This is a genomic window from Maribacter thermophilus (assembly GCF_001020565.1).
GTDB classification, from domain to species: domain Bacteria; phylum Bacteroidota; class Bacteroidia; order Flavobacteriales; family Flavobacteriaceae; genus Maribacter; species Maribacter thermophilus.
Genome location: NZ_LDAS01000001.1, coordinates 293,421 through 317,125, shown reverse-complemented (window position 1 = coordinate 317,125; position 23,705 = coordinate 293,421). Strand labels below are relative to the sequence as shown.

The 23,705-nt window shown below is 40.2% G+C and carries 13 protein-coding genes; all 13 read left to right on the top strand.

Annotated features, from left to right (window positions below):
- The first annotated feature begins 6 nt into the window (after positions 1-6).
- The 13 genes from AB657_RS01370 to AB657_RS01310 all read left to right on the top strand — a co-directional run bounded on the left by AB657_RS01370 (position 7) and on the right by AB657_RS01310 (position 23,684).
- On the top strand, positions 7-1,278 hold the full coding sequence (locus AB657_RS01370; protein ID WP_047244863.1) for an MgtC/SapB family protein: 1,272 nt from the start codon (positions 7-9) through the stop codon (positions 1,276-1,278).
- Between the two features lie 183 nt (positions 1,279-1,461).
- Positions 1,462-1,938: a Dps family protein gene (locus AB657_RS01365; protein WP_047244862.1), complete on the top strand. Its 477-nt coding sequence runs from the start codon at positions 1,462-1,464 to the stop codon at positions 1,936-1,938.
- 66 nt (positions 1,939-2,004) lie between these two features.
- Positions 2,005-2,901 (top strand): 3-hydroxyacyl-CoA dehydrogenase, encoded by an 897-nt coding sequence (locus tag AB657_RS01360; protein WP_047244861.1) that lies wholly within the window; start codon positions 2,005-2,007, stop codon positions 2,899-2,901.
- 127 nt (positions 2,902-3,028) lie between these two features.
- A complete protein-coding gene (locus AB657_RS01355) occupies positions 3,029-3,601 on the top strand; it encodes an HdeD family acid-resistance protein (RefSeq protein WP_047244860.1) in 573 nt (190 codons plus the stop codon).
- A 36-nt stretch (positions 3,602-3,637) separates the two neighbouring features.
- The gene (locus AB657_RS01350; RefSeq protein ID WP_047244859.1) at positions 3,638-4,276 is read left to right on the top strand and encodes a DUF2238 domain-containing protein; all 639 of its coding nucleotides are present in this window, start codon (positions 3,638-3,640) and stop codon (positions 4,274-4,276) included.
- Positions 4,277-4,496: 220 nt separating this feature from the next.
- Positions 4,497-7,772 carry a WD40/YVTN/BNR-like repeat-containing protein gene (locus tag AB657_RS01345; RefSeq protein ID WP_047244858.1) on the top strand — a complete coding sequence of 1,092 codons (3,276 nt, stop codon included), beginning with the start codon at positions 4,497-4,499 and terminating at the stop codon, positions 7,770-7,772.
- 73 nt (positions 7,773-7,845) lie between these two features.
- The gene (locus AB657_RS01340; RefSeq protein WP_047244857.1) at positions 7,846-8,928 is read left to right on the top strand and encodes an adenylate/guanylate cyclase domain-containing protein; all 1,083 of its coding nucleotides are present in this window, start codon (positions 7,846-7,848) and stop codon (positions 8,926-8,928) included.
- Positions 8,929-9,707: 779 nt separating this feature from the next.
- Positions 9,708-11,147, top strand: coding sequence for a TolC family protein (locus AB657_RS01335; protein WP_084696358.1), 1,440 nt, complete (start codon positions 9,708-9,710; stop codon positions 11,145-11,147).
- Positions 11,148-11,156: 9 nt separating this feature from the next.
- Complete coding sequence (locus tag AB657_RS01330) at positions 11,157-14,318, top strand: efflux RND transporter permease subunit (protein WP_047244856.1); 3,162 nt, start codon at positions 11,157-11,159, stop codon at positions 14,316-14,318.
- Between the two features lie 4 nt (positions 14,319-14,322).
- Positions 14,323-15,444, top strand: coding sequence for an efflux RND transporter periplasmic adaptor subunit (locus AB657_RS01325; protein ID WP_047244855.1), 1,122 nt, complete (start codon positions 14,323-14,325; stop codon positions 15,442-15,444).
- Between the two features lie 444 nt (positions 15,445-15,888).
- Positions 15,889-18,696, top strand: a complete 2,808-nt coding sequence (locus tag AB657_RS01320) for a helix-turn-helix and ligand-binding sensor domain-containing protein (protein ID WP_047247718.1) — start codon at positions 15,889-15,891, stop codon at positions 18,694-18,696.
- A gap of 297 nt (positions 18,697-18,993) precedes the next feature.
- On the top strand, positions 18,994-22,068 hold the full coding sequence (locus AB657_RS01315) for a SusC/RagA family TonB-linked outer membrane protein (protein ID WP_047244854.1): 3,075 nt from the start codon (positions 18,994-18,996) through the stop codon (positions 22,066-22,068).
- A gap of 11 nt (positions 22,069-22,079) precedes the next feature.
- Positions 22,080-23,684, top strand: a complete 1,605-nt coding sequence (locus AB657_RS01310) for a RagB/SusD family nutrient uptake outer membrane protein (RefSeq protein ID WP_047244853.1) — start codon at positions 22,080-22,082, stop codon at positions 23,682-23,684.
- Positions 23,685-23,705: the final 21 nt, after the last annotated feature.

Here is a 23,705-nt window from a genome sequence, read left to right as displayed (position 1 = left end):
TAACAAATGATAAATTTCGAAGGCACAAATGAATTTACCGACAGCTATATTCTGGGCATACTTATAAGCATGGGCATAGGTTTGATCATTGGCCTTGAGAGAGAATACGACCGGTTAAAGGGGCAAGGTTTTGCCGGCATTCGCACGTTTCCGATCGTAGCGATTTTAGGATTTACCTTGGAAAATCTAACGGATAAATTTACCGTTTGGTTGTTGATAATCGGTTTGGCCGCCTTTATCCTTTTTTTGGCCCTTAACCCCAGTTACCAAAAACAAGAGGAATATGGCCAGGGCCTCACCACCAACCTGGCCCTGATCGCCACTTTTGTCTTGGGAGCTATGGTTTCGGCAGAATATTACAGGGATGCCGTTGCCACATCGGTGATCATTGTTACCCTACTTTCGTTGAAGACCAGGTTCCGCTCCGTGATCAGTAACATCACCTCTGAGGAGCTTTTTGCCTTTATCAAGTTTTCGATCATTGCACTTTTGATATTGCCCTTTCTTCCAAATAAGAACTACGGTCCCAATGACCTGCTGAACCCGTTCGAGATTGGCTCCATCGTGGTCATTGTTTCCTTTTTGAATTTTATTGGTTATTTCTTGGTCAAGTTCGTGGGTTCAAAGCGAGGCATTTTATTGACGGCTATTCTTGGTGGCCTCATCTCCAGTACCGCCGTGGCCTGGAGCTATGCTTCCAGAAGTGAGGAATCGCCCGAACTATCAAAAAAATATGCCGCCGGTATCGTTATTGCCTCGGGCATTATGTTCCCCAGGCTGTCCCTTTTGGTATATATTTTCAATAGTTCACTTTTAACTTATTTGGCCCTCCCCTTTTCACTACTGACCCTAATTTGTTTGGTGGTATCCTTAATATTGATTCAAAGGGACACCAAAGAAACGGACACCAACATAAAAATCGGAAACCCATTGAACATATTGAGTGCCCTAGGTTTTGGAGCTATTTATATCGTTATTCTGTTTGCCGTTTTCTACAGCAATCAATTTTTTGGCGAAAACGGATTGTACTACTCGGCCCTTATTTCCGGATTGGCCGATACGGATGCTATTACCATAAGCATGGCCAAATTTTCTTTGGATTCCGACAAAGTAAAAACGGCCTCTTCAGTGATCATTGCAGCTGTTTTGAGCAACATGCTCGTGAAGCTGGGCATCAGTGTATTCAAAGGCTCTAAAACTACCGGAAAGTTTGTAGGATACTCTTTCGGAACCATTATTTTGATCGGCATTATATTCATTCTTATCTACAGGTCTTAATATCCTCGTTATTTTACCCACTTTATATATGCCCCTCTACACCCCATAGCCCTTTGCTTTGACTATTTTCCATTAGTCCCTAATTATAAACTTATCTTAAAAAGAAGGTTTACTGATTTTCGTCATACTAATTCCCTGTCTTCCAAAATACCTTTATAGAGCAATTCAAAAAATATAATAAAAATGAAAACACCTAACATTGGAATTTCAGCAGAAAACAGACAGGCCATTGCCGATCAATTGGCCAAAATATTGGCCGATGAATTTGTACTCTATTCAAAAACATTGAATTTTCACTGGAACATTGAAGGTCCCGATTTTCATACCGTACACACCTATTTAGAGACTTTATACAACGAACAACAGGAAATTGTAGACACCGTTGCCGAAAAAATACGTGCCCTAGGCCATTATGTACCCGCAACCCTAAAAATGTATTCCGAGCTGACACATCTTACCGAAAAGACAAAAGGAAAGAACGACAGCCAAAGCATATTTGCCGAACTGTTGGCAGACCATGAGAGCATTATTATTTTCTTAAGAGAAGAAATTAAGCCCATTTCTGATAAGTGGCAGGCCGAAGGCATTAGTGATTATATTACCGGATTGATGGAACAGCACGAGAAAACCGCTTGGATGTTGCGTTCACATCTACAATAGGCCCATTCTCTAATTTCCATAAGGGGATTAAAAATAATAGGGAAGAAAAAATAAAAAGCTTACAACATGAACTATAAAAATATTACCATTGCAGGTAGCGGTGTTCTAGGATATCAGATTGCTTTTCAAACCGCGTTTCACGGATTTAATGTAACGGTGTACGATATTAACGATGAGGTGCTAGAAAAGGCAAAAACCAAATTTGACACCCTTGGCGACGCCTACAAAAACGATTTAAACGCCACACAGGAAGAGATAGACAAAACAGGCCAAAATTTAAGTTACACCTCTAATTTGGCGGAGGCCGTTAAGAATGCCGACCTGCTTATCGAGGCCATACCCGAAAATCCGGCCATAAAAACGGATTTTTATAAAAAGCTGGCGAAAGTGGCTCCAGAAAAAACGGTATTCGCCACAAACTCCTCTACCCTATTACCGAGTCAATTTGCAGAAGCTACGGGCAGACCTTCAAAATTTTTGGCCTTGCATTTTGCCAATACCATTTGGATTCACAATACTGCGGAGATTATGGGGCACGCAACGACCGACCCTAAGGTTTTTGATGATCTCGTAGCTTTTGCAAAAGCTATTGGCATGTTGGCCCTGCCATTACATAAAGAGCAGCCTGGATATATTCTAAACACGTTATTGGTGCCTTTATTAAGTGCCGCTACCCGTTTGTTGGTTACCGAAGTGGCCGACCCGCAAACGATAGACAAAACTTGGATGAAAGCTACGGGAGCACCTGCGGGACCTTTTGGTATTCTTGATGTGGTAGGTATTACCACCGCTTATAACATAGACAAAATAGCGGCGGAAAAAACCCAAGACGAATTAAAAATAAAAACGGTAAAATACCTAAAAGAGAACTATATAGATAAAAATAAATTAGGTGTATCCACAGGCGAGGGATTTTACAAATACCCAAACCCTGCCTATAAGAACCCCGAGTTTTTAAAATAAGCGCAAGCCATTGTAAAATAGGAAAACAAGAACTGGTCCCGTTTTTTAACACGGACACTTGGTATGAAAGAGCTTGGCATATCTTATACACATAATTCAGCTCAAAAACTTTAAAATAATAGAAATTATGGCAACAATTTTAGAATCGGCCCAAAGAGCCATAAAAAACTGGTGGATATCCATCTTAATAGGTCTACTGTACATCTTTGTTGGGGTTTGGGTAATGCGTACCCCTTTGGAAAGTTACATATCACTAAGCATCATTTTTAGTGCATTCATTTTTGTATCCGGTATATTCCAAATCGTGTTTTCCATTTCCAACAAAAACGAAATGAAAGATTGGGGCTGGTACCTAGCCGGAGGTATCCTAGACTTGATTATCGGCATATTGCTCTTGGCCCATCCTTTGATGACCATGGCCATTCTACCTTTATATGTTGGTTTTTGGCTATTGTTTCAAAGCATTTTGTCCATAGGACTGTCCTTTCAATTAAAATCTGCTGGAATACCACAATGGGGCTGGTTGTTGTTTTGGAGCATTATAACCCTGTTTTTTTCCTTTTTGCTCTTGGCAAATCCGTTATTTGCTGGCCTCAGTATTGTATACATGACAGCCTTTGCCCTTATAACCGCAGGTATTTTCAGAATATTCTTGGGAATCAATCTTAAAAAACTGGACAAAATGTTTAAGGATCAATGAAAAGTTTAAAAGGATGGATTTTAGAAACATGGATACATGACAAATAGGAATACCATAACCATAAAGAAAGTGTTGTTGCCTTTTTTTATGGTTGTGTTTATAATGGTATGGTCCAATTCCTTCATCGGAACTACAGATGTTTACAATTGGCTCATTGAAAATACCTTAACGGTTATTTCACTACTTTTTTTAATATTTTCGTTTAAGAGATACAGATTCAGCAACTTTAGTTATTTGCTGATCTGTATTTTTTTATGTCTGCACGTCTATGGTTCAAAATATACTTATGCAGAAAACACTTTCGGATTTTGGCTGCAGGATATTTTCGATTCTCCAAGAAACCAGTACGATAGATTGGTACATTTCTGCTTTGGTTTTTTACTCTATTACCCCATGCAGGAATGCTTCTTAAATTGGCTGAAGTATCCTCGACATATTGCCTTCCTTTTACCTGTTGCCCTAATACTTTCGGTTAGTGGACTTTATGAAATCATCGAATGGCTCGTAGCCGATGTTTTCTTTGTAGAACAAGGTATTTCCTATTTAGGTACACAAGGCGATATTTGGGACGCCCAAAAAGATATGGCCATGGCCTTACTTGGGGCCATTTTAGCTTTTTCCATTTTTTTTACACTTTATCAAAATCATTTCATAAAGCGTAAATGTGAGGAGTAATAAAAGCATTCCATTTAAATAATAGAACATCGCCCTAAACAAAGAAAATAGTAATGGAAACTTGGTTAAAAACACCATTCAAAAAAATAAGTTTATCAATAGCGTAAGTTTTTAAAAAAGTAATGCCTTCTCTTTAGGGGTTTTTCATCTGGGTTATATATTTTTATAATACCATTTGGATGTGTATCCAATTTCTAACTAACGACCAAACCGTCTACCTATGTCACGTAAAAATTACCTGTCCATTTTCTTTCTGTACCTATCTTTCCTATTAATTTCTTTGACCGTTACCGGACAGGAAACAGATAAAGAAGCTATCGCCAATGCCGTAAAAGGATTGAAACTTAGATCTATAGGACCCGCACTCATGGGAGGTCGAATATCCGATATTGCTGTTAGTGCGGCCAACCCAAGTACTTGGTATGTGGCTGTAGGCTCTGGAGGCCTATGGAAAACAGAAAACAGCGGTATTTCTTGGAAACCGGTTTTCGACGATCAACCTTCATACTCTATAGGTACTGTTACGATAGACCCCAATAACCCCCAAGTTGTCTGGGTAGGTACCGGTGAAAACGTAAGTGGCAGACACGTAGGTTGGGGCAGCGGTGTTTTTAAAAGTACCGATGGCGGTACCACTTGGACCCAAATGGGATTAAAATACTCGGAACATATAGGTAAAATTTTGGTGGACCCTAGAAATAGCGATATCGTTTTTGTGGCAGCCGAAGGCCCTTTATGGGCATCTGGTGGTGATCGCGGGTTATACAAAACCGCCGACGGTGGAAAAACCTGGAACCTTGTTCTTAAAATTGATGAACATACAGGCGTTACCGATATTGAATTTGCCCCTACGAACCCAGATATTGTGTATGCCGCGGCCTATCAACGTAGAAGGCATGTATGGGGTTTTCTTTCTGGAGGACCAAAATCGGGCATTTATAAATCTACCGACAATGGGGAAACTTGGACCCAAAAAAGCACAGGTCTTCCCAAGGGAGACATGGGAAAAATAGGTTTAGGGGTTACCCCAGCGGACCCCAACCTTGTATATGCTACTATTGAAGCCGAAAATTCTGAGAAAGGATTTTACAGGTCTATGGATATGGGAGAAAGCTGGGAGCGCCGTAACGGTTATATCTCTGGTGGAACCGGTCCGCATTACTATCAAGAAATAGAAGTGTCCAACACAGACCCCGACCTTGTTTATCAGATGGATGTCTTCTTACACGTAACACGCGATGGCGGCAAGAATTTTAAGGTTCTTGGCACTGGTCGTGAAAAACATAGTGACAATCATGCCCTTTGGATAGACCCTAACAACGGAAAGCACCTATTGGCCGGATCCGATGCCGGACTTTACGAGACATTCGACGAAGGGGCAACGTGGCGCCATTTTCCAAATTTGCCCGTTTCACAGTTTTACAAACTTTCACTGGACAATGCCTTGCCATTTTATAATATCGTAGGTGGAGCCCAAGATCTTGGGACCCTGATAGGTCCTTCTAGAACCATGAATACCGAAGGTGTTAGAAATAGGGATTGGTACGTACCCTTGGGAGCCGATGGTTATGACAATGCATTTGACCCCAAAGACCCCAATATCGTATATATGGAAATACAGGAAGGCAACCTTCAACGCTATGACAGAAGAAGCGAAGAAAGTATGGACATACAACCTCAACCCGGTTCTGGTGATATGGCGGAAAGATGGAACTGGGACAGCCCCATTCTTATTAGTCCACATAACAATCACAGACTCTACTACGGTTCACAAAGACTTTGGAGAAGTGATGACCAAGGCAATTCTTGGAAGCCCATCAGCGAAGACCTTACTACCAATGCCAATAGGTATGAACTGGAAATGATGGGCAAAGTATGGAGTATAGATGCCTTATACGACAATGGTGCCATGTCTAAATACGCGACCTTGACATCGATATCCGAATCTCCAAAAGTAGAAGGCCTTTTATATGTAGGTTCCGATGATGGCTTGGTGCATATAAGTGAGGATGGCGGCGACACTTGGAACAAAAGCGGTGCACTGCCCAAAGTACCACAGCGGTCTTTCATAAACGATGTGGAAGCCTCTAACCACGATGCCAATACCGTTTTTGTAAGTGCCGATGCACATAAATTTGGTGATTTTACCCCATACTTGTTTATGAGTACCGATCGTGGACGCTCTTGGAAGTCCATTGTAGGCGACCTACCTAGCAATACGATCGTATGGGTGATCAAACAAGATCCGATCAATGATAACCTATTGTTCATAGGTACTGAGTACGGTATCTATTTCTCCATAAACAAAGGGGGTAACTGGATTCCTTTAAAATCAGGGGTACCCACCATCCCCTTTCGAGATCTTGAATTACACGCAAGGGACCATGATCTGGTAGGCGCTTCTTTTGGTAGAGGTTTTTATATTTTAGACGATTATACCCCTCTTAGGGAAATAGGAACCACTATTAATGAAAAAACAAACAAGCTCTTTTCGGTCCGTGATGCTTGGTGGTACGTACCTTATGCCCCCATGCAGGCCAAAGGGATGCCTACTTTGGGCACCACCAGCTATGTTGCCGACAACCCTCCCTTCGGCGCTCTGTTCACCTATTATTTAAATGATATTCCAAAGACATCAAAAACTATACGTAAGGAAAAAGAAAAATCATTGGAGGCCAAAAGCATGAACATTCCCTTTCCTGGTTGGGAACCACTGACATCTGAGAGCACCGAGCACGAAGCTAAAGTGTTACTTCTGATAAAGAATGATAAGGATCAACCCATTAGATGGGTAGAAGGAAGTAATAAGAAAGGGTTGCACAGGGTAAATTGGGACCTACGTCTACCTGCCCCAAATCCCATAGACCTTGAAGTTCCCGATTTTAAACCTCCGTGGGCAGGCGACCCCCAAGGGCCAATGGCCGCCCCTGGAACATATAGTGTACAACTATATATTCTATTTAACGGTAAACTACAGCCCCAAGGCAATCCTCAGGTTTTTAAGGTAAAACCGGTAGAGACTACGACCGCTCCCGTAGATTATACGGCAATAGCATCTTTTCAAAAAACAACCGCAGAACTTTCTAGACAAGTAGCTACGGCCAGCAAAAAATTAGGAGAGGTAAGCGAGCGTCTTCGCTATCTTAAAACTGCCTTAGTAAATACTCCAAAAGTAGGAGCCGATCTATTTTCCAAATGGGAAGAACTGGACAACAAGTTAAATGAACTGAGAACAGCTTTGACAGGAAACCGTATTAGGCAATCAAAGAACGAAGCTGTACCCCCATCCATTAGATCAAGGGTGGGACAGGTAGCAGGAGCGCATTGGAACACCACACAACCACCTACGGAAACACAAAAAATGAACATCGATATCGCCACAAGGGACTTTAGCATCTTCCAAAAAGAATTAAAAACATACATGATGGAGATAGAAGCTTTTGAAGCTGCCATAGAATCTGCTGGGGGACCCTATACCCCGAACAGAAAATTCTAAATTTGTAAATTAATTTTAATCCGATGTTAGTATACCTTAATAAAAGGCGTACCATCATCTGTTAGTATCTGACGTGAAAAGAAACCTAAGGTATTTTTACAGGCTTTTATGGCAAACATTGTTGTTTTGGGTATGTGCAATGGCCCTTTTTGCCTTTTTTAGATTCTATGGCCTTAACAGTATTATATCTATTTCTTTAAAGGGAGCCGTGGCAAATTTATCTATGGCGGAGATTTATGGTTATTACGTTCTTACAGGCATTCTATTGGGATTTATTTATGCTATCGTCGAATTTGCATTCGAACAGTATAGCTCTAAAAGATTGGCCATCGGTCCGTCTATCGCCTTCAGAACCATCACCTATTTTATATCTACCATTGCAGTTTTTACCATCATAATGGAGTTTATTTCCGATTCTTACGAATTGGACATAGATAACAGCATTGGATGGTGGCTAGACAACAAAGTCTTACACTCTAACTTGTTATATGTTTTTATCGCTTCGCTGGTCTTCTCTTTCCTAAAAATAGCTACAGAAAAATTTGGCAGGGGTATTTTTCTGAAAATGCTTTTGGGAAAATATAAAAAACCCCAAGAGGAAAAACGTATTTTTATGTTTCTTGACCTAAAGGATTCCACGGGAACGGCAGAGGAATTAGGGCATCTAAAATACAGCCAATTTATCCAGGATTTTTTTTATGACCTAAACGAAATAGTTGCTAAATACGACGCAGAAATATATCAATATGTAGGTGATGAAGCGGTATTGTCCTGGCCCTATGACAAAGGTATAGCCAACGCAAACTGTATTGAGGTCTTTTTTGCTTTTGAAAGTAATTTGATAAAAAGAGAAAGTTATTACCTTAAAGAATATGGCATAGTCCCCAAGTTTAAGGCAGGTGTGCATGGTGGCATTTTAATGGTGGCCGAAGTAGGCGTTGTAAAAAAAGAACTGGCATACCACGGTGACGTTATTAACACCTCTGCCAGGATCCAAGAGGAATGCAACAAGTACAATGCGTCGTTATTAGTGTCCGAAACGCTTTTGAACGACCTCGAAAACAAGACTTCCTACAGCTATACCTCTCTAGGCAGTATCTTGTTAAAAGGAAAGCACGAAAAAATAGAAATTTATGCGATTAACAAACGAGATTGAAAAAAACAGAACGAAATTTGGAAAGCTCCATATTTCAACACCGACGAACTTCCATAAAAAGTTATCGCAGACCATCCCATAAATATTCAGAAACCCATCCCAAAGATTAGAATACTCAATTTTTATCTGGGTATTTTTATGAATTTACCAAATTAAACTATGTTAATTGGCTATTCTCTTTTTAACATTTTTTTTACAATTTAATTGTTATAAAAAGTAAAAAAATTGAATTAAAATTATACTGAATTCATACTGTCAGTACTGTAAAATACACTTGTTCGGCAATTATTCCATTCATTTTAAAAGTGGAGTTTTTTCAAAATCGCCGTACGTTGTTTTTACATAAAAACTTGGCTTTCTTTATGTGATATTGGCTTTGAAAACAAGTTTTCGGATAAAGAGGAATGAAAGTTCAAAAATATGTTCTTTTTTATATAGGTAGCGCTACATTTTTAAAACAAGTATTCCCTTATAAAGAATTAAAAAAGTTTTTACAGATATAGAATAGATCTTATTTAATAAAACAATGGGATTCTATTTCGTAAAGGCATGCTTTCTCAGAGAGCCTTGTTTTTATTTTTCAATATATCTGTTTTAAAATAGGTCTACGGAATGTATATAAAGTAGGCCAGTAGTATTTTATAAAAAAAAACGTGAACGGACATTTATTTGGAAGTATGATGTATGACAATTGATAAAAAAGCCAAACAATATATGACACCCCCGAGTAACAAATTAAGTTCTTATGGGTGGATTAAATAGATTATCTAAAAACAAGCATGCATAGAATATTAGTCGCTTTTAAAGACTTTGCCCAATACCTTATTGATCTTGCCAAGGTATTTACCATCATAACTGCAATCATTTCTACTAATGGGTCCTTGGGACAAGACCTAAAATTGCCAGAAGCCATTGAAACAGGTATTGAGAACTATGGAAGCTTAAGGGCCAAGAACAAATACGCCATGGCCTCAAAAGAACGTGCCGATGAAGTAAAAAGAAGCTATTTGCCAGATGTAGGCTTGGGAGCACAACAAAGTTATGGTACAACCAATGGGCAGTATGGCCCTCTTTTTGGTATCAATGGCATTGCTAGCTCATCGGGACCATACCACGAAACCCAAAACTGGAACACCGCTTTTGGCGCTCTTTATTTTGTGAATGTCAACTGGGAGGTTTTCTCTTTTGGAAGACGAAAAAAGAATATTAAAGCTGCTAAAGCAGAGGCTGTTCAATATGGTGAAGATTATGCCCAAGAGGTGTTTCAGCATAAGATTAAAATTGCCAGTGCCTACCTTAATCTATTGGCCAGTCAGCGATTATTACTATCGCAACGTAAAAACTTGGAGCGTGCAGAAGTCTTTTACCAGAATGTTTCGGTCAGGGTCAAAAATGGTTTAATGCCCGGTGTGGACTCTTCTATGGCCGGTGCAGAAGTTTCAAGGGCAAAAATCACCTTAAACCAGGTAAGGGAACAGGTAAAGACACAGAACAATATATTGGCTGAGTATATGGGAGTGCCTCCCCAAGATTTTATAGCCGACAGTACCTTTTTAAATACGATTCCCGGCAGTATGGTCACTAATGTATCCTCCATAAATTCTACAGATAAGCATCCTTCAAAAAAATACATCCAAAGTAAAGTCTTTACCAGTGAGTTAAAACAAAAGGCCGTAAAAGGCGAGTATTGGCCTTCTATTACCGCTTTGGGCGTGTACCAAGCCAGGGGATCTGGAATTAACCCCGATTATGCAACCGACCTTACTTCCTATTCCAGTAGTTATTTGGATGGCATTGACCCTACCCGTCAAAATTATCTATTGGGAGTTGGCTTTGTTTGGAACCTAACCGATATATCGGAAGCACACAAGAGATTCTCGAGCCAAAAGTTGATAACAGAAGGACTTAAGGAAGAAAACAAAAAACTGAATATAGAACTAGAGAACTTGAACGATGCCGCCAACGCTAGGCTGGAATATGCTTTGAGCAATTACCAAGAAGCACCTAAGCAAGTGGAAGCGGCCCAGGCGGCTTATAGGCAGCGCATTGCCCTCTATGAAAACGGACTTACAACGCTAACGGACGTAACCACCGCCCTATATGCACTTAACCGGGCAGAGACCGACCGTGATATCGCCTATACCAATTTATGGCAAGCTTTGTTGATGAAAGCGTCGGCGATAGGAGACATAAACCTTTTCTTAAACGAATTTAAATAGACCAATACCTTGCAGAACCTAATAAAATTTGCTTTATCAAAACCTATTTCAATCCTCGTTTTTGTTGGAGGACTCTTCTTTTTTGGTATTCAGGCGATAAAAGAAATCAAAGTAGATATTTTACCGCAAATGGATATGCCCGTTATTTATGTGGCCCAACCATTTGGCGGCTATACACCAGATCAAATGGAAGCCTATTTTGCCAAAGGATACGTTAAATTAATGGTCTTTAACAATGGGTTAAAATCTATTGAAACCAAAAACATCCAAGGCCTGACCCTAATAAAACTATCCTACTATCAAGGCACCAATATGGCCCAAGCGGCAGCCGAGCTCACAGCACTCTGTAATAGGGCCCAAGCCATATTTCCCCCAGGCACACAACCTCCGTTCATTATTCGTTTCGATTCTTCAACAATACCCATAGGCCAGCTTGTATTGAGTAGTGAGACTAGGACAAATAATGAACTTGCCGATTTGGCCAATGAATATGTACGATCTTCATTTACCTCTGTTCCCGGATTAATGTCCCCCGCTCCTGCAGGAGGTAGCCCTAGGGCCATCACCATAAATGTGGACCCGGCTAAAATGAGAAGTCATAATTTGACTACCGATCAAATTGTTGCTGCATTGACAGAAAATAATAGAACGGCCCCCTCTGGCAATGTTCGTATAGGAAACAAGGATTATATAACCCCTACGAACAATACAATACGAAACTTAAAGGAGTTTGAAAAAATACCTTTGTTCAAAGGTAGTGTGGAGAACCTTACTATTGGCGATGTGGCGACTGTAGGCAATGAAGCGGATATCATAAGGGGGTACGCACTTGTCAACGGCAGACGGTCCGTATTCTTAAGTATTGCAAAATCAGCCGATGCCTCTACATGGGAAGTGGTAAAAAAGCTAAAAAAAGCGATGCCCAAAATTCAAAACAATTTACCTGAAGATGTCAAACTTACCTATGAGTTTGACCAATCAGTTTACATTTTAAACTCCTTAAAAAGTTTGATTACCGAGGGGGTTATCGGTGCCGTACTTACAGGTTTAATGGTTATTCTATTTTTGGGGGATAGACGGGCCGCCCTTATAGTGGTACTCACGATACCCATTTCTATCATATCCGGGGTTCTTTTTCTAAAACTGTTCGGGTTCACCATTAATTTAATGACCCTAAGCGGACTTGCTTTGGCAATCGGTATTCTTGTGGACGAAAGTACCGTAACCATTGAAAATATTCACCAGCATTTAGACATGGGCAAATCAAAGCCCAAAGCCATATTTGATGCATGTTTGGAAATAGCCTTTCCTAAATTATTGATCCTACTATGTATTCTGGCCATCTTTGCCCCGGCATTTACTATGGCTGGCATTCCCGGATCTCTTTTCTTGCCATTGGCCCTGGCCATTGGCTTCTCTATGATTACTTCTTATCTATTGTCGCAAACCTTTGTGCCTGTAATGGCCAATTGGATCATGAAAGAAAACCATCATGAAGTAGCGGATAAAAACCACGGAGAGGTCAGCCGTTTTGATCGGTTCCGTAAAAAGTTTTTGAATGTTATAGACTATCTACTACCTAAGAGGAAAATGGTCTCCATTTTATATTTAACAGTTATTTCTATCATTGCCATAATTTTAATCGGTACTATTGGTAGAGACGTTTTCCCTAAGGTAAACTCCAGCCAATTTCAAATGAGAATTAGGGCTCCCGAAGGAACGCGCGTAGAACAAACAGAACAGATCGCTCTTAAGGCCCTCAATGAAATTGAAGATATGGTAGGACCGGAACATGTGGGTATCTCGTCTGTATATGCAGGCATGCACCCCTCACAATACTCCATATCATCGTTGTATTTATTTATGGCACAACCCCATGAGATCCTTTATCAAATAGCACTCAAAGATTTTTACGCCGACATGGATACCTTCAAAGATTCAATACGGTCAAGAATCCATAAAAAACTTCCAGAATTGAAGGTCTCTTTTGAACCTATTGAAATGACCGAAAAAATTCTGAGCCAAGGATCCCCTACCCCTATAGAGATTAGGTTGTCGGGTATAGATAAAACAACCAATGTAGAATATGGGAAAAAGATAATTGAACGGTTGGAGGACATTTCTTATTTTAGAGATGCACAATTAGCACAATCGACCAATTACCCTGCCCTTAACATAAATATAGATAGAACAAAAGCCGCACAATTAGGTGTGGGTATAAGTGAAATCACCAACTCACTTATTGCCACTACCTCATCATCACGTTACACCGCAAAAAATGTATGGGTAGATGAAGGACGCGGGCAAACGGTTAGTGTTCAAGTACAGGTTCCTATAAGCGAGGTGAGCAGTATCGCCCAATTAGGGCAAACACCTATACGAACGAATACGGCAAGACCCGTTTTAGGAGACGTAGCCACTATTACCCCTTCTACCGTTAACGGGGAAAATGATAACCTAGGAGCCTTGCCCTATGTATCTGTTACAGCCAATATTGACCACATAGACTTGGGTACGGCCATGGACGAGGCCAACAAAGTAATAACAGATTTAGGTGATTTACCTCGCGGATTAAATATTGAACTAATTGGTTTGAGCAAAGTTTTGGAAGAGACCTTATCCAGTCTTCAATCTGGGTTATTGGTTGCTATTTTGGTTATTTTTTTAATGCTTGCCGCCAACTTTCAATCATTCAACGTATCATTTGTAGTTTTGACGGCCGCCCCTGCTGTGGTAATGGGATCTCTTCTTCTTTTATTGGCAACGGGATCTACCTTAAACCTACAGTCCTATATGGGTATTATCTTGGCGGTTGGTGTATCTATCGCCAATGCCGTACTACTGGTATCAAATGCGGAAGAACTACGATTAAAAAATGGTGGTGATGCCCTATTGGCCGCACGGGATGCCGCTGCAGTAAGATTAAGGCCTATTATCATGACCAGTGTAGCCATGATTGCCGGTATGCTACCCATGGCAATTGGACATGGGGAAAGTGGAGAGCAGGCAGCTCCTTTAGGAAGAGCCGTCATCGGAGGCTTGTTCTTTTCAACTTTTGCCGTACTGGTTGTAATACCTATCATATTCGCTTGGGTCAGAAAAAATGCAACCATAGAATCGGTTTCCTTAAATCCAGAAGACAAGAATAGTAAGTTTTATAAAACAGAATAATACTATGAAGAAAAAGATATACACCGTCATTTTAGCTTTAGGTACACTGGCCTTGACCAGTGCCTGCGACAGTAGTCCCAAAAAAGCAAAGGAAAACAGTGCACAATCAAACAATGTAGAAACTTTTAGCTTAAAAAAACAAAAGATACAATCAGAAATATTGTTGCCCGGCGAGCTATCTGGATATAGGCAGGTGGATATTCATGCGAAAGTGGATAGTTATGTAAAATCACTAAAGGTAGATATTGGAGATGAGGTAAAAAAAGGGCAATTGCTCATGGAGTTGGACGCTCCGGAAATATATGCCCAACTTGCCGCGGCCAAATCACGGTTTCATTCTCAAGAAGCCAAATACATGGCCAGTAGCAATAATTACGACCGTATTCTAAAGACCAGTAAAGTAGAGGGCACTATTTCCCAGAACGATTTAGACCAAGCCTTAGCAAGAAAAAATGGGGACTATGCCGATTTACAAGCGGCAAAAGCTGCTTACCAAGAACTACAGTCCATGAAAGAATATCTTAGGATCATTGCTCCTTTTAAAGGTACCGTGGCAGCTAGAAACGTTAATATCGGAGCATTTGTAGGACAGAGCAATACCCCTTTATTATCGATTATCGAACAGAGAAAATTACGTCTTGCCGTATTGATTCCGGATGCGTACACTGGTTATCTAAATTTGGGAGACGAGCTAAGTTTTAAGGTCAATTCGCTTCCTGGCGAGACATTTACGGCCAGTGTTTCCAGAATGTCCGGGGCCTTGGACCTTAAACTACGTTCAGAGAGAGTAGAACTCGATATTAACAACGAGAACAAACGCTTATTACCAGGTATGATCGCCGAAATCACCTTACCCCTATACAGTAAAAATGATAACTTTATAGTGCCATTATCAACCATCATGAACACTACGGAAGGGATCTATGTAATAAAGATAAAGGACAGTAAAGCCCAATGGGTAAAGGTGAATACGGGACTCTCTAACAAAGATTCCATCGAAATTTTCAGCAATAACCTTAATGAAAATGACAACTTGGTATCCTTTGCCGCGGAAGAAATTAGAAATGGATCTATCGTTCATATGGCAAAATCCAACAGTGTATCCAATGAGGCCGTAGGGTTATAACATATGCACTTTTTGATTAGGACTTCAACCAACAACAATTAGGTAAATATTAGAAGTATTACCTTTTGAAACTTCCACGTACTCTCACATTTTTGGTAAGTGAATGTGTCTCCTTTTATTATAAAAAGACCATGCAAAGCCTTGCAAATTCTTACCGGTATCCCCCCAAAAAAAACATTAATTATCCCTCATAGAGCCATTTCCCGATTAACCTATAAAAACCACCCGTTTTATATCCATTAAAGAGCCCTCGCTATTTCCCCGCCCACAAATAGCAAAAACCTTTTTTCTAGATTACAAAATAACATCACAACAAAAAAACGCCGTTATAACAACACAGGTCGTATTTAATAGCGGTAATTATTTACATATTCCTAAATTTGCCCAATGTAAATTATGGGTAATACTATTGGTGGCATGCACTCTTTCTCAAATACTATTTTTATGTATTTATACAAACTTTCAATTGTATTACTATTGGGAATACAACTCGCATACGCCCAAGAAACACCCCCAATCGTTAAATTCTCTCCTTCGGAATATGGGGCCGAAAACCAAAATTGGGAAGTAACACAAAATTTTCAGGGCCACATATATGTAGCGAATAACCAAGGACTTTTGGAATATGATGGTGCAAGATGGACACTGTACCCTACATTACACAACGCCGCCATCAGGTCTATATCTTCGTTTAAGGACAAAATTTTTACCGGTAGTTATATGGAATTCGGCTACTGGACCATAAACAACAGAGGGTCAATGGACTACCACTCTATCTCTGCATCCATTAAAGAAGAATTGTTCGAAGATGAGATTATCTGGAATATAGAGTGGATAGATAAATACGTAATCTTCCAATCGTACGACCGTATTTACCTTTACGATACGGATTCAAAAGAATTAAACTATACTACAGATAAAGAAAACAATTACAGGTTGTTTAAGGTAGATCAGAAAATATATGTTCAGAAATATGATGGTCGTATATTTAATTTAGAAAACGGCACCGAAAAACTCATTGCCAAAATACCTGAAGACTTACAAGTTAAATTTCTTCTAAGTATGTTCATGGTAAATGATGGGCTTGTAGTACTGACCCGCACCAAAGGGTTGTACAAAATAGAAAACCAAACCCTTAAACGGTGGCATATACCTGCAGACAGTTTACTAAAAAATTCAAGGGTCTTTAGCGGTATACAATTAGAAGACAAGAGCTTTATGTTGGGCACTATCTCCAAAGGCATTATATCAATATCGGTAGATGGTGAAATAACCAACGTAATAAACCAGTCTAACGGACTAAGTAACAATACGGTGTTAAACCTGTTCGAAGATACGGACGCCAATGTTTGGGCAGCCCTTGACAATGGGGTAAACTGCATAAACAGGCAGTCGTATATTAAGGAATATAACGACTGGGACGGTACTTTTGGCACCACCTATACCTCTATTGCACATAATAAAAAGCTTTACATCGGTACCAACCAAGGGCTTTTTTATAAAAATCTGGACTCAAATGCCCCACTAAAATTCATTAAAGGTACCGAGGGCCAAGTTTGGTCGCTCTTTTCTGTGGACGGCCAGTTACTATGTGGACATAACAACGGCATTTTTTCAATTACTGGCGATAAGGCTAAGTTAATTGCCAATATTGATGGCGTGTGGAACTTTAGACGCATTCCCGACCATCCAAATAAATTACTACTAGGGCATTATTCTGGTTTGGCCATAATGGAAAAGAACAACGGTTTTTGGAAACTGAGCCATAAAATAAAAGGTTTTGAGATATCATCCCGCTTTGTTGAGATCATAAACACTAATGAAATCTGGGTAAACCATGAGACCAAAGGCGTATATCGCTTATTTCTGAATCAAAATCTACAGTCTTTTGATACTGTAACACTTCTTAGCAATATTGAAAAAAGTAAAGGCTCCGGACTCATAAAAATGGGCGATGATCTACTCTACTCTAACCAAAAAGGAATATTTAAACTACAGCCAAACACTGATAAATTTGTCAGGGATTCTATATTGGCGAAACTTATTCCTACCGAAGAATATCTGTCGGGAAAATTGATATATGACGAAAAAAACGAACGTCTGTGGAGCTTTACCCTAAATAATATCGGTTATGCGCAAAAAGGCCCCTTGACCAATATGGTGGATATCAACAATATTCCTATTGAAAGCAATAGCCGAAAAATGCCCTTGAGTTTCGAAAATATTACCCATTTGGAAAACAACAAATATCTGATCGGTAAAACCAATGGATATTTATTGATAGACTTGGACAAAATACAGAACAAGCCACACCAACTAATGTTGGATAAGGTAAAATTTATAAACAAAGAAAATAGATTTATTGAAGTATCTAAATTCGATAGCGGCAAATTCTCCAACAAGGAATCTACCGTGCATATTACCTACAGTGTTCCCCAATACAGCAAATACACCAATATAAGTTACCAGTACCAGTTGGAAGGATTGAATGATTCTTGGACAGATTGGAGTCAGAACACCTCTGTAACCTTTGAAAAATTACCTTTTGGAGACTACAAGTTCAAGGCCCGGTCTAAAATTGGAAATCAAGAATCTATTAATACCGTACAGTATAGCTTTACGATAGACCGGCCATTCTACCTCTCTAACCTAGCCTTGTTGGCCTATGCCCTATCTTTCTTTGGCCTGGGCCTATTGGTTCATAAATCGTACAAAAGATACTACCGCAACCAAAACAAAAAGGCCGTACTGGAGAGCCAACGCCAAATGCAATTGAAATTTATTAAGAGTGAACAAGAAATGATTCGGCTAAAAAACGAAAAGTTGAACCAGGAAATTGAAAGCAAGAACAGAGAGTTGGCCATATCTACCATGAGTTTGGTAAAAAGGAACGAACTTTTAAGAAGGGTAAAAAAAGAACTTAAGAAGAATGACAAAACCTTTAGCAAATCGCACCCGGTAATAAAATTGATAGACAAGAACCTAAACAGCTCAAAGGACCGTAAAATGTTCATGGAAGCCTTTAACAATGCCGATAGGGAATTTTTGACAAGGGCTAAGGAATTGCACCCCGATTTATCGTCCAACGATCTAAAGTTCTGTGTTTATCTCCGATTAAACCTCTCTTCAAAAGAAATAGCTCCACTTCTTAACATATCTGTAAAAAGTGTAGAAGTAAGACGTTCCAGGTTGAGAAAAAAGCTGAATTTAAAACGAGAAACAAAACTTACCGATTATATCTTATCCATATAAAACTTTTACCCTACCATAATTTCGCCCCTACAATACCACTACAAATAAGTTAAAACACCTCTTTCATAAGGTTTTACGACCACTCACAATAAAATGTTAAAGAGTAAAAAACCTTATAAATCATAAGGTCTCGAAGAATATCGTTGGTCTGCTGCCAGATGTATGTTTTTGTAGTGTTGTATTTTTTACACCTAAAGATAAATCTCTATAATTTGCAACAGCAGGAACTTTATGTTTCCATTTCATGAAATATAATTAACTAAAATCAACTTTTAATTTGAACAAAATCAACACTCTATGATTAACAAATTATTTAACCCAAGGAAAAAGATATTATGGCTTTTGCTTGTTATCTTTTCTGTCGTGACCATGCATGCGCAGGATCGACAAAAAATCACAGGATCTGTGCTTGACCAAAATGGAGTGCCCTTACCCGGAGCTTCGATAGTTGTAAAAGGTACCACTATAGGTACATCTACCGATTTTGACGGAAATTTTACCCTTAACGCCCCTCAAGACGCTACTACTTTAGTGGCTTCTTATATAGGTTACACTACCAAAGAAGTACCTATTTCAAAAGACCCCATAACCATAACACTACAAGAAGACGCGAGTCAGTTAGAAGAAGTTATTGTAGTGGGGTACGGTACCCAAAAGAAAAGTGATGTTGTAAATGCGGTGGCCGTAACCGATATGGAAAAAGCGGTACTCACCCCTACAGCAGATGTAAATGAAATGCTGAGAGGTAGAATAGCCGGTCTACAAGTTGATGTCGGAGGCGGAACCCTAAGACCTGGTGGTACCTCAGACATAATCTTTAGGGGGCAAGGATCCATTGAGGGTAGCGTAAGCGCTATATATGTTGTTGACGGTATTATCAGGGATGGAGGTATAGAAGACATCGATTCTGACGATATAGAATCGGTAGAATTCTTAAAAGATGCTTCCGCACAGGCCATTTACGGATCGCGTGGTGCCAATGGTGTGGTGCTGATCACTACCAAGAGAGGTAAAAAAGGTAAAGTAAGTGTTAGCTATCATGGATACGTAACCTCAAAATCAATTGAACGCAACTTTGATGTATATAGCGGACAAGAATTTGCTCAATTACGTAGAGAAGCCGTTAGGTCCAATATTGCAGATGACACCTACCCCAACGATGAGGATATCTTTTCAGAACTGGAACTGGCCTCGATCGCCAACAATGAATTTGTTGACTGGGAAGATGAACTGGTCAGAAATGGTTATGTGAACAGTCAAGCAATAAGCGTAAGTGGCGGTTCTGAGTTTACCAAGGTATTTGGTAGTATCAATTACTTTAAAGAAGAAGGTATCATTCCCACTTCTAGCTATACCAGAAAAACATTGCGCCTAAACGTAGATCAAAAGATCAGCGACAAGTTTTCCGTTAATTTTGACCTGAACCTTCTTAACGACGATACAGAAAGGGCGGCCAATGTAAACGTAATAACCACTTCTCCCCTCGGAAGGGCCAATGACGAAGATGGTAATTTGACCCAATTTCCCAGCGGTGAAGAATTGTCAGCGGTAAACCCCCTATGGAACTTACGCGAACAAGACAACGACGAAAAAGGGAACGATTATGTAGTGAACGTTACCCCTATTTGGCAGATTACCAAAAATCTACAATATCAATTAAAAACAAACCTGACCAGAAGAACATCTGAAAGAGGACAGTACCAATCTTCTTTGAGCTCTGCAGGAGATGATGTTGGAGGTATAGCCAGAATAGAGAATACGTTAACAGAGTCTTATCTAATAGAAAACATACTAACGTACGACAAGGCCTTTAACGAGAACAACAAGCTTAATGTTACCTTGGTTCAGTCCGCACAAGAAAACAAATACAGTAGAACCTTTACCGAAGGTCAAGGTTTTAGCAACGAAAGTTTAGGTTACGACGGTATTACCAACGCCGTAGGAAACGTAACCGTAGAACGCGACAAAAACCAACAACGCCTATCATCGTTTATGGCCAGGGCAAGGTATAACCTTAACGACAAGTACCTGTTGACGGCAACTGCCAGGGCGGATGGGGCATCGGTTAACTCAGAAGACAACAAATGGAGTTTTAACCCGGCCGCCTCCTTTGCCTGGAAAATTCATAACGAGAACTTCTTAAAAGATGTAAATGCGGTTCAGGAGTTAAAATTCAGGGCGAGTTACGGTTCATTGGTGAATGATCTCGGACGTGCGTATACTTCCTTATTTACTGCTGATGGGCAAAACTATATTTTTGACGGGGAATCATCCTCAGGGTATTCACCCTCTGTTATTTTGCCCAACACAGATTTAAAGTTCGAAAGAATTACCACCTTGAACCTTGGTCTTGATTTTTCTGTATTTAACAGATTTTTGACCGGTACCGTAGACTATTACGATGCCAGAACCACCGACCTGTTGCTTCGAAGAGGGGTGCCTTCCATTACTGGTTATCAATACACCTTTTTTAATGCCGGGGAACTCCAAAATACAGGGGTAGAATTGAACCTAACGGCCAACATTATCAACACCGACGATTTTAAATGGTCTATTTCCACCAATTGGTCCAAAAACAAAAACAAGTTGTTGGAGCTATACAATGATGGGGACGGAAACCCAATTACCAAAGACGATACCTATGGGTATTACGTCGGCCAACCTGTTGGGGTCATTTACCAATACGAGTTTGACGGTATTTGGCAAGAAGGCGAAGACTTTGCCAATGCACCACAGGCCAATCCTGAATCATCGTTGCCACAAGAAGACCTAAGACCTGGTGACATCAAAATAAAGGATACCAACGGTGTGGATGAAAACGGAAACGAAACCGGCATACCCGATGGAAAAATAACTCCTGAAGACAGGGTATTTAAAAGCCCATACCCAGACTGGTTTGGCTCATTGTCCACTTCGGTGGCATACAAAGGTTTTGATCTGTTTGTAGATTTTTATACGGTCCAGGGAATCAGCAAAGTGAATCCTTTCTTATCCGATTTTAATAACGGCGGCACCCTTTCGGGCAAGTTAAATGGCGTAAAGGTAGATTATTATACCCCCGAAAATCCGTCTACATCGTTTCCTAGACCTAATTACGACACTACCCCATTGTACTTGAATTCCTTGGCGGTAAAAGATGCTTCTTATGTGCGATTAAGAACCGTTAGTTTGGGCTATACATTGCCCAATGCCATAACCTCTGATCTAAACCTTGAGCAGATTAGATTTTATGTTACGGGAACCAACCTGTTTACAAATACAGACTATATAGGCTATAGTCCCGAGGTAAACATAAGAAGTACCTATTCAAATGCCGATACCGGCTATCCGGATGCAAGAAGTTTCACTTTTGGTGTAAGGGTTAAATTTTAAAAAAAGAAATTATGAATACCGAAAAACTATACATAAAACTAAAAAAGGGTTTTGCCCTACTGAGCGTAGTCTTTTTAGCCACGGCCTGCGAAGATTATTTAGAGGAACAGCCCAGTACCCTCATAGATTCCGATTATATATATACTACGGAGGACGGATTAAAATCGGGAGTGGTAAGTTTATACAAATTCAACAGGGATAGGTATGACAACGGCACCGAAGATTTTATGGGAGCGGTTCTAATGTCGTCGCGAAGCGATCTCGCCTTCAGTAGAACGGGTTATACCGGATTAATGGGCAGATACGAAAGAGGCGTCTCTCCTGTAGACCAGGGAGCCAATTTTGTGTCTTCTTTATTTTGGAAGCATTTTTATAACATTGCCAACAAGGCAACAGAAATTATCAATGCCGCCGAAACATTGGACGATATAGATGATGATACAAGAAACCAAATTTTGGCAGAGGCCAAGTTTTTTAGGGCCAACTCTTATTTCTATCTATATAGAATGTTCAATAACATCTACGTTACCACCAATACCGTTACGGTAGACAATGCCTTTGATGTTATAAACGACAAATCATCAGAAGAAGAGATTTTTGCCCTATTGGAAAGCGATTTGGATTTTGCAGTAGAAAACCTGCAGTGGAACGATGCCTTTGGACGTGTTACAAAAGGTACGGCCAAACATCTAAGGGCAAAAGTGGCTATGTGGCAAGGAGATTGGGAAGAGGCCAAAGACCAAGCCATTTCTCTTATAGAAGAAGGACCACATAGTTTAATGCCCTCTACGGCAGATGTCTTTTCCGGTGACAAAAACAATGCAGAAGCCTTGTTCGTAGTACAATCAAAAGACGACCTATTGGGCGGGGGCGACAATACCATGATGAGTGCCAACTATGTTGCCCAATACTTTCAGATCTCGGGTATAGAGGCCAATATTGCCCAAGGTGGCAGGGGATTCGCTAGAATACTACCTAACAATTATTTGTTGGACCTTCTTGCCGAAGATCCTAATGATACCAGGGACGATGACACCTATTTTAGGCTTAAGTACTACTATACCTCCGGGGACAGTATAAACCAAGAGATTAAAATTTATAAGCCCATTACTGATTTGGATAACCCTAGTGAAACCTATACTTTATACTACCAAAGACTACATCCGGCCTGTATAAAGTTTGTGGAGGAAGATGACAATCCTAACTCCTATCTTCAAAGAAGCAATATAATGGTGTATAGATTGGCAGAAACCTATTTAATAGCTGCAGAGGCGATGATGCGCTCCGGTGGAGATGGACTACCCTATATAAATGCCGTAAGGACAAGAGCAGGAGCCGCTCCCCTAACCTCTGTAGACGAACAGGCCATTTTGGACGAACGGGCACGCGAACTTGCCTTTGAGGGAGAACGTTGGTTTACCTTAAAAAGAATGGGACAAGAGGTTATAGACAGACAAATTACAAGCTACGCGGGTGACGGTGAATACTATCCGGCAAACCTAGGTACCAAAGATCCACGTACCAACTGGAAGCCCCACTACATCAACTTCCCCATAGCGCAGATAGATTTGGATCTATTGGGTCCAGGTTACCCACAAAACGACGGGTACAATTAAAAATATCCTAAGTACTATTTA